At 63.5% G+C, this 8228-nt stretch carries 6 protein-coding genes, 1 pseudogene and 1 riboswitch; of the genes and pseudogenes, 1 reads left to right on the top strand and 6 read right to left on the bottom strand.

Annotation, left to right across the window (positions count from 1 at the left end; translation table 11 throughout):
* A pseudogene (locus TNMX_RS13340) lies at window positions 1–104 on the bottom strand (histidinol-phosphate aminotransferase family protein); the annotation flags it as partial.
* 115 nt (window positions 105–219) lie between these two features.
* Here TNMX_RS13340 and surE point away from each other — a divergent pair.
* The gene (gene surE, locus TNMX_RS07700; protein ID WP_019550894.1) at window positions 220–954 is read left to right on the top strand and encodes a 5'/3'-nucleotidase SurE; all 735 of its coding nucleotides are present in this window, start codon (window positions 220–222) and stop codon (window positions 952–954) included.
* 28 nt (window positions 955–982) lie between these two features.
* Here surE and TNMX_RS07695 read toward each other — a convergent pair whose 3' ends face one another.
* From TNMX_RS07695 to TNMX_RS07675, 5 genes are all read right to left on the bottom strand, one after another.
* Window positions 983–2653 carry a ribonucleoside-diphosphate reductase subunit alpha gene (locus tag TNMX_RS07695; protein WP_038031023.1) on the bottom strand — a complete coding sequence of 557 codons (1671 nt, stop codon included), beginning with the start codon at window positions 2651–2653 and terminating at the stop codon, window positions 983–985.
* Window positions 2654–2662: 9 nt separating this feature from the next.
* Window positions 2663–3634, bottom strand: coding sequence for a ribonucleotide-diphosphate reductase subunit beta (locus TNMX_RS07690; RefSeq protein WP_038031029.1), 972 nt, complete (start codon window positions 3632–3634; stop codon window positions 2663–2665).
* On the bottom strand, window positions 3618–5864 hold the full coding sequence (metE, locus tag TNMX_RS07685; RefSeq protein ID WP_052037966.1) for a 5-methyltetrahydropteroyltriglutamate--homocysteine S-methyltransferase: 2247 nt from the start codon (window positions 5862–5864) through the stop codon (window positions 3618–3620). The genes TNMX_RS07690 and metE overlap by 17 nt, the downstream gene beginning before the upstream one ends.
* Window positions 5865–5912: 48 nt before the next feature.
* Window positions 5913–6269, bottom strand: a complete 357-nt coding sequence (locus tag TNMX_RS07680) for an acyl-CoA thioesterase (RefSeq protein WP_038031025.1) — start codon at window positions 6267–6269, stop codon at window positions 5913–5915.
* A 209-nt stretch (window positions 6270–6478) separates the two neighbouring features.
* Window positions 6479–6631, bottom strand: a riboswitch (cobalamin riboswitch).
* 213 nt (window positions 6632–6844) lie between these two features.
* The coding region (locus TNMX_RS07675) for an alkaline phosphatase (protein ID WP_038031021.1) at window positions 6845–8228 on the bottom strand (1384 nt) is incomplete at its 5' end.

Here is an 8228-nt window from a genome sequence, read left to right as displayed (position 1 = left end):
ACGGGATTAGGCCCCAAGGCGTTGGCGTTGGTGGAGAAGTCGTATAAGGGCTCAGGGCCCCCGTCGGGACCTCCGTGGATGGGCCTCAGGACATCGTCCAACATGCCTCCATGTTAGGCTAGGGTTCAGGGCAGCGCCTTAGCCTGGACCACTGAGGTTCCGTGGGACCTTGGGCCATTGCTTGATGGTGAGCTGACAAAGCGCCCTTAGGGTGGGGGCATGAGGATTCTGGTGACCAACGACGACGGGATTTTCAGCCCAGGGCTCTGGTCTTTGGCGGAGGCGGCCAGCCGCTTCGGCGAGGTCTTTGTGGTGGCCCCCGACGTGGAGCAAAGCGGGGTCGGGCATGCCATCACCATTGCCCACCCCGTCCGGGCTTTTCCCCATCCGGCCCCCCTGCCGGGGCCCCATTTCCCCGCCTACCGGGTGCGGGGCACCCCGGCCGATTGCGTGGCCCTGGGCCTCCACCTCTTTGGCCCCGTGGACCTGGTCCTCTCCGGGATCAACCTGGGGAGCAACCTGGGCCACGAGATCTGGCACTCGGGTACGGTGGCCGCGGCCAAGCAGGGAAGGCTCTTTGGCCTCTCCGCCGCCGCCTTCAGCACCCCCATGAACGGGGCGGGCCCGGATTTCTCCGCATTGAGGCCCTGGGTGGAACGGGTGCTGGAAACCCTCCTGCGGCTGGAGCGACCCTTCCTGGTGAACGTGAACCTGCCCCACCGGCCCAAGGGCTTCCTCTGGACCCGGCAGTCGGTGCGGTCCTACGAGGGGGTGGTGGTGGAGGGTGAGGACCCCATGGGCCGCCCCCATTACTGGTTTGCCGCCAGGCCCCTAAAGGAGGCGGAGGAGGGAACGGACCGCTGGGCGGTGGAGCAGGGGTTCATCGCCGCCACCCCCCTTAGGCTGGACCTCACCGACGAGGCCAAGCTCCAGCCGGCTTTGGCCCACGATTAGCCCTATTCAGGTCCCGCCCGCCTTCTTTTCAGCTCTCGCAGGCCCGGCAGGAAAGCAGCAGGTCCCGGCTGTAAGCTTGGGCCGCACTGGCGCTGAACTGGTAGTAAAGGGCCTTGAGCCCACCCCTCCAGGCGTGCAGGTACAGCTCGTTCACGTCCTTGGGTGGAGCCTCGGGGTGGATGACCAGGTTGAGGGACTGGCCCTGGTCGATGTACTTCTGCCGGGCGATGGCCAGGTTGACCAGGGTCTTTTGGGAAATCTCGGAAAAGGTCTTGAACACGTCCTTCTCCTCGTCGGAAAGGAAGTCTAGGTGCTGTACCGAGCCATTCCTCTCCAGGATGCTCCGCCACACTTTTTCCTCGTTCTTTCCCTTTGCTTGGAGAAGCTCCTCCAAAAAGGGACTCCTGAAGGCGATTCGGGCCTTTTGCAGGTCCTTGAGGTAGTAGTTGCTGGTGTAGGGCTCGATGGAGGGGGAAACCTGCCCCAGGATGAAGGAGCTGCTCTTGGTGGGGGCGATGGCCAGGAGGGTGGCGTTCCGCCTTTCCATTAGGTCGGCCAGTTCGTCCTCCGGATGGCGCTTCCTAAGCCAGCGGCTCGCCTCCTCCGCCTTTTCCCGGATGGTCTTGAAGATGAGGTTGTTAAGGAAAAGGGCCTCCGCGTTCTCCAGGGGAATCCCCTTGGACTGGAGGTAGCTGTGCCAGCCCAAAACCCCGATCCCGATGGCCCGGTACCGCTTGGCGAAGCGCACCGCCCGCTCCATGTAGGGGATGCCCTCCGCCTTCTCGATGAAGTCGTCCAGCACGGAGTCCAGGAAGATGGTGAGGGTTTCCACGGCGTCCGTGTCCTTCCACTCGTCGAAGTGGAGGAGGTTTAGGGAGGAGAGGCAGCACACGAAGCTTTCCTCGAGGCCCGAGGGGAGCATGATCTCGGTGCACAGGTTGGAGGCGTGGATGGTTTTCCCCAACTTCTTGAAGATCTCCGGAGCCTGGCGGTTGGCGTTGTCCCGGAAGAAGATGTAGGGGATCCCCACCTCGGTGCGACTTTTGAGTACCTTAGCCCACCTTTCCCGTTTCTCCCTGTCCCCGGCGATGGCCTCCTCCAGCCAGGCATCCCCCACGGAAACCCCCCAGAAGAGGGACTGGATCTCCCCTCCTTCCCGCTGGATCTTGAACCACTCCTCGAGGTCCGGGTGCTCGATAGGGAGGTAGGCGGCGCACTGCCCCCGCCGGGTGGAACCCTGGTTGAACACCTCGATCACCCGGTCGAAGAGAGAAGCAAAGGCGTAGGAACCATTGCTTTCCCCGTTGTCCCGGATGGGGGCTCCCCTGGGGCGAAGGGCCCCCAGGTAAACCGAGGTGCCCCCACCCTGTTTGCTCATCATGCCGATCTCCGCCACCGCCCTCAGGATGGAGGCGGTGTCGTCTTCCACGTAGGTGCCGTAGCAGGAGATGGGGAGACCCCGCTTGAGGCCGTAGTTGGCCCAGATGGGGGTGGCCAAGGAGTACCAACCCTTGGCCATGTACTCCTGGAACTTGCGGGAGAAGCCCTCGATGCGGGTCAGGGCCTCCGCCCGGTCGGCGATTTCCTTCACCCTCTTCTCCACCGTCACCCCAGGGAGAAGGTAGCCCCGGCTCATGTAGAGCCTCGTCCATTCATTGGCCCAGTACCAGGGCCGGTATTCCCGCTTGGTCTTGGTCATCCTTCCCTCCTAGAAAAGGCTTTCCGGGTCGTAGCTCTGCACCCTGCGGGCGTAGGCTACGCTCCTCTTGTTGAAGAAGTCCACTTCCTTGTCCGCCAAAAGCTCTAGGTCAAACCACTCCGTATCCCTTAGGCACTCCGTCCGCACGGGGAACGGCGCGGGCAGGCCGTGGAGGGCAAGAACCTGGTTGTACCGCCACTTAAGGAACTCCAGGACCTCCTCTCCCCTCACCGCCTCGGTGTCCCCCCGGGCGAAGATCCACTCCAAAAGGGCCTCCTCCGTGCGAAAGAAGGCCTCTACCCTATCCAGGGCTTCCTCGGTAAAGGAGGGCCCGAAGAGGTCCGGCCGCTCTTCCCTAAGGATCCTGAGGAGCTCTACCCCAAAGAGGCCGTGCAGGTTTTCCTCCTTACTGGTGGCCTCGATGGCGTTGGAGATCCCCTTGAAGCGACCAAGGCGCTTGTTCAGGGCCATAAGCACGTAGAACTGGGAGAAAAGGGAGGCGTGTTCGGTGAAGGCGGAAAAGAGAAGGAGGGCGAGGGCGTGTCCCCTCAGGTCGCCTCGGAAGGCGGACCCCAGGACCGCGGTTAAGTGGCGGTGCCGTTCCCTTAAGGCGGTCTCCTTCTCCAAGGCCTGGGCAAAGCGGTCCTCGAGGGCCAGGAGATCCAAAAGGTGGGCGTAGGCGTTGGCGTGACGCACCTCGCTTTCGGCGAAGGTCATGCCCACCTCGGCCACCTCTGGCTTCGGGAAGACCTCGTAGGTTCGGGCCCAGAAGAGCTTCACGGAAAGCTCCACCTGGGAGATGGCAAGAAGGGAGCGCTCCACCAACGAGCGCACCTCAGGATCAGCCAGGGCGTAGTCCTGGACGTCTGCCGCATAGCTGAACTCCGTGTGGAGCCAGTAGCTGTGCCGGATGGCGTCCCGGTAGGCCAGGAGCTTTGGGTACTGGTAGGGCCGGTAGTGGGGTCTAGGTTCGGTGAGCATGGCCACCTCCTGGGGATTTTCCACCTAGGGCTTGGCGAAGCCGCTTGGCGGCCTCCACCATGTTCCTGAGGTTCGAGATGGCCTCCTGGGGTTTACGGGTTTTTAGACCGCAGTCGGGGTTTACCCACAAGGAGGCCGGGGAAAAGAAGTTGAGATAGCCCTGGAGGCGGGTGAGCATCTCCTCCACCGTGGCTTCCTCTGGCGTGTGCACATCAAATACCCCGGGCCCGATCTCTAGGGGAAGGTCCTTAAGGCTTTGGAGGAAGGCTGGGTCCTGCCGGGCTCCTTCCACGCTCACCACGTCGGGGTCCATGGCCTCCAGGAAAGGCCTTAAGGCGGCGTAATCGGAGTAGCAGAGGTGCTGGTGCACCTGTACCTTGGGTTCCAGATCGCCCACCACCCGATGGAAGGCCTCCTGGGCAAGTTTTAGGTAGCTGGGCTGCTCTTCCCGCCTGAGGGGCATTTTTTCCAGAAGGGCTGGCTCGTCCACCTGGACAAAGCGGATTCCACGGGCGGCCAGGTCCCGCACCTCCTGCCTTAGGGCCTCGGCCAGGGCCATGACCGCCTCAGGGAAGCTAACCCCTTCCGGCAGGTAGCTCCAGGCGGCCAGGGTGATGGGGCCGGTTAGGATGGCCTTCACGGGCTTGGCGGTTAGGCTTTGGGCGTAGAGGGTTTCCCGAAGCACCAGGGGTTCTTGGCGCCGGGGAGGGGCAAAGAGGATGGGAGGGCGCCAGACCCGGCTTCCGTAGGAAAGGACGAAACCCTTCTGGGTGATGAAAAAGCCCTGTAGGCGTTCGGCGAAGAACTCCACCATGTCGCTTCGTTCGGGTTCCCCGTGGACCAGGACGTCCAGGCCCAGCTCCTCCTGCAACCGGATGTTTTCCTCGATGGCTTTTTTGATGTTCTCCCAGTAGGCGGCCTGGTCCAGCTCCCCTGAGCGCAGGCGCCTCCTAAGTTCCCTGAGCTTCCCCGTCTGGGGGAAGCTGCCGATGGTGGTGGTGGGGAAGGGGGGGAGGCCGAGGTCTTGCTGGGCCTGGCGCCGCACCTCCAGGGGGGGCCTAGGGGGAGGTGGGGGAGAAGGGTGGAGCTCCCAGGCGGGAGGCGGGGTGTACCAGGCCCTGGCGGCTTGGTATGCCCTTGAGGGCGAGGTGGCCGCCTCGAGGTGGCCTGCTGGGCCTTGCCCATCCGTCAAGAGCTCTTTGAGGAGGGAAAGTTCCTGTAGCCTTTCCACGGCAAAGGCAAGCCGGCCCTCGAGGGCCTTGGGCAAGGGCTCATCCACCCGCCAGGGCAGATGGAAAAGGGGGGCCTTAGGGGCCAGCCAGACCTCCTGCCCCTCTAGCAGGGGCAGGATCCCTCCTAGGGCCAGGAGATGGGTTCGCCACACGCCTTGCCCCTCCACCACCCCTAGGACCAGGGCCATTCCTGGGGGTAGCTTGGGCAGGGCTTCCCCTACCGGGAAGACCCCAAGGCCCCGCAAGGGAAGGTTGGCCAGGCTCCGAACCACCTCCGAAGCCGGGGGCAGGTAGTAGTAGCTGAGAAGGACCAAAGGTACCCTCTTTGCCAAGGCGGCATAGGCTTTCAGGAGGTGGGGTAGGTCCCGTTCCACCCCATCCAACCCCAGGGCCGGTTCTTGGAGGAGGAAGAGGGTGCCGGCAAAAGGCTCAAGAAGCTCCGCATAGGCCTCCACCAGGGCCTCGAGGTGGTCCTCCACCCTCTCGGGGGGGTTTTGCGCCAGGCGCAGAAGGGTGTAGGGACCGAGCAGGGTGGGAAGGCCTTCCGCCGAGCCTGGGGTTTTTTGGCCAACAGGATAGGGGAAAAAGCCCCGCCTTGGGGTGTAGCGGGGTTTTTCCGGAAGCCGGGGGACCAGGTAGTGGTAGTTGGTGCCAAACCACTTCCTAAGGGGAAGGGCCCCCTTGCCCCGGGCCAGGGCGTAATAGCCTTCCAGGTCAAAAGGTTCCACGGGGTAGACCCCAAGGGCCACCGCCAGGTCCAGCATGGGGTCGTACAGGCTGAGCTCCCCTGCTGGATAAAGGTCCACGTGTTCCCGATAGGTGGCCATCCTGAGACCCTCGAGGTCCTCGAGGGCCTGGAGGAACTCCTCCCTCGGCAAGGAGCCCTGCCAGTAGGCTTCCAGAAGCCGCTTGTACTCCCGGTTAGGGCCCAGCCGGGGAAGGCCAAAAGCCAGGGTCCGGATGTTGCCTTCTAAAGACGCATGGAATTTTTCCCGCATCGCTTACCTCAACTTTCGCATGACCAGGGTAGGGTGGCCCACTGGGAGTTAGGAAAGAGGGGGAACGGAAACCGGCCGCCCCACCTCGTCCACCGCCACCAGCACAAATCCGCCCTTAGCTGCCAGGTAGGGTTCCCTACCCACCTCTATGGGCTCCACCCACATCTCCACCTCCACCCGCATGGAGGTGCGGCCCACCTCTATTACCCGGGCTACAAGCTCCACGATGGAGCCCAGGGGCACGGGGCGCTTGAAGTCCACCGCATCCGAGTGCACCGTCACCACCTTGCGCCTGGCGTGGCGGGTTGCGGCCACGAAGGCTGCCTGGTCCATCCAGGCCATGGCGGTGCCGCCAAAAAGGGTCCCGTAATGGTTGGTTTCCCCAGGGAAAACCGGGTAGACCATGCGCGTTTCCTTCACCACGGACCTCCAGGGCCGTCTTTGGGCCCGTAAAAGCTAAATCATCCCTTCTACCTGCCCAAGGGGAGTAACCCCGTGCTGGGCAAGAACTTGCCTAAGGTCGCCTGGCCCAAGGTCCTTGGGCCACCGGGTTTTGGGGGGTTAGGAGTCTAAGGTCCCACAGGCATCACCACCTTCACCCTTGCCTCGAGGGCTACGGGGTAAGGCCGCGAAGCGGGTACTCGGGCTTCCGGACAGAGCCGGTTACCGTTGCGGGACAGCGCCGGACTTGCACCGGACTTCCCCCACCGCCGGCCGGCGTCCAGGCCTGTCGGCCTGGCATCGCGGCCAAGACACCCTAAGTCTTGGGTGTCTTACCAGTGAAGCTACCATATCTTGAATCCCAGGTCAATAGGCCTAGGCTTCCCCTTTTGGGAATCGGGGATTTGTCCGAGGAGCCCTGGTGGGACGTGCCTCGGAGCCAAAATATAACAGGCCGCCTAAGGTGGCGGCCTGAAGGAAGGAGCATCTGCCAAGTTTCCTGCCCCGAGAGCGTTTAAGGGGTTCAGGGGAGCATGGCCCTAGGCCCAGATGTCCTCGGGGTGAGCCATGCCCACGGGGCGGGCCTTGAGAACCTCGAGGGCCTCTTCCTCGGACATAACCGGGTTCTGGTAGCGAATGCCCAAGGCTTCGCCCATCAGCCGGAAGACATGGGTGTTGTCCAAGAGGCCCAGAGGGAGGAAGCGGAGGCCCTGGCCGTAAAGGGCCAGCATCACCGGGCTTGCCGTGTGCTGGCCGGAGTTCCAGCCGATGTTGGGCCGGTCAGGCTTCTTGGCGTCCTTCTGCACCATGGCCCAGGAAAGGGTGTTGCTGGGCTGGACGCCGTAGCGCACCCCATCGGGGCGGTGGACCTTCTTGGTGATGGCCTCCACCACCATCTGGGCTTCGGCGTCCTCCAAGGTCACGCCCTTCATGGTCCGGAAGGCTTCCTTTACCTGGCTGGGGTCGGGGTTGTTCCCTAGGACACGCAGCATGTGCTCAAAGCTGGCCTTCTGGCCTTCCAGGAGGTCCAGGCCCACGCTGCTTTCCAGGTAGCTTCTGCCCGTTCCGTACAGGGCCCCCGTGCCCGTGGCGTGGTCGGATACCAAGATGAGGAGGGTGTCGGGGTTCCGGTCCGCGAAGGCGGTGAGGAGTTCCAGGGTTTCGTCGGCCGCCAGCACATCCCACAAGGTGGCGGCGGGATCGTTGAGGTGGTTGGCGTGGTCAATGCGCCCGGCTTCCACCTGGAGGACAAACCCATTGCGGTAGGCGGCCAAGCGGGCCAAGGCGGCCTGCACCATCTCCTTGAGGCTCGGTACCTTCACCCCCTGGAAGCGGCGGTCCACCTCGTAGGGCACGTGGCCGTCAGAGAAGATGCCAAGGAGCTTGCTGGCGTTGGAGCGGGCCAGCTCCTCGGGAGTGCGGACCACTCCGTAGCCTGCCTGAGCGAAGGCGGCATACATGTCCTTCTTGTCCTTGCGCTTCTCGGGGTTGAAGAAGCGATCCCCGCCCCCCAGGTAGACCTCGGCCCCAAACTCCAGATACTGGCCCGCGATCCTCTCCTCGGCGTTGCGGTCGGGATTGGAAATCACGAAGCTGGCGGGGGTGGCATGGGTTGCGGTGGTGGTGGTCACCAGCCCCACAGCCTTCCCCATCTCCTTGGCTGCGGCAAAGAAGGGCTTTAAGGGGGTGCCGTCGGCATGTACCGCTAGACCGCCATTGACCGTCTTGACCCCGCAGGAGAAGGCGTTGCCGGCAGCGCTGGATTCGGTGACGTAGCTGGTGAGGCTATAGGTGTTGATGAGCCCGTTAGGGTAGCGGGCCAGGAGCCTTTCCAGGGTAAGGACCCGCCCCTGGCGCCTGCGGGCGTAGGCCTGGGCGATGGCGTAGTCTTCCCAAGAGAAACCATCATAGACGAAAACAATG

Source organism: Thermus sp. NMX2.A1, from assembly GCF_000511705.1.
In the GTDB taxonomy this organism is placed as follows: Bacteria; Deinococcota; Deinococci; order Deinococcales; family Thermaceae; genus Thermus; species Thermus scotoductus.
This window is presented reverse-complemented; position numbering and strand designations above follow the sequence as displayed.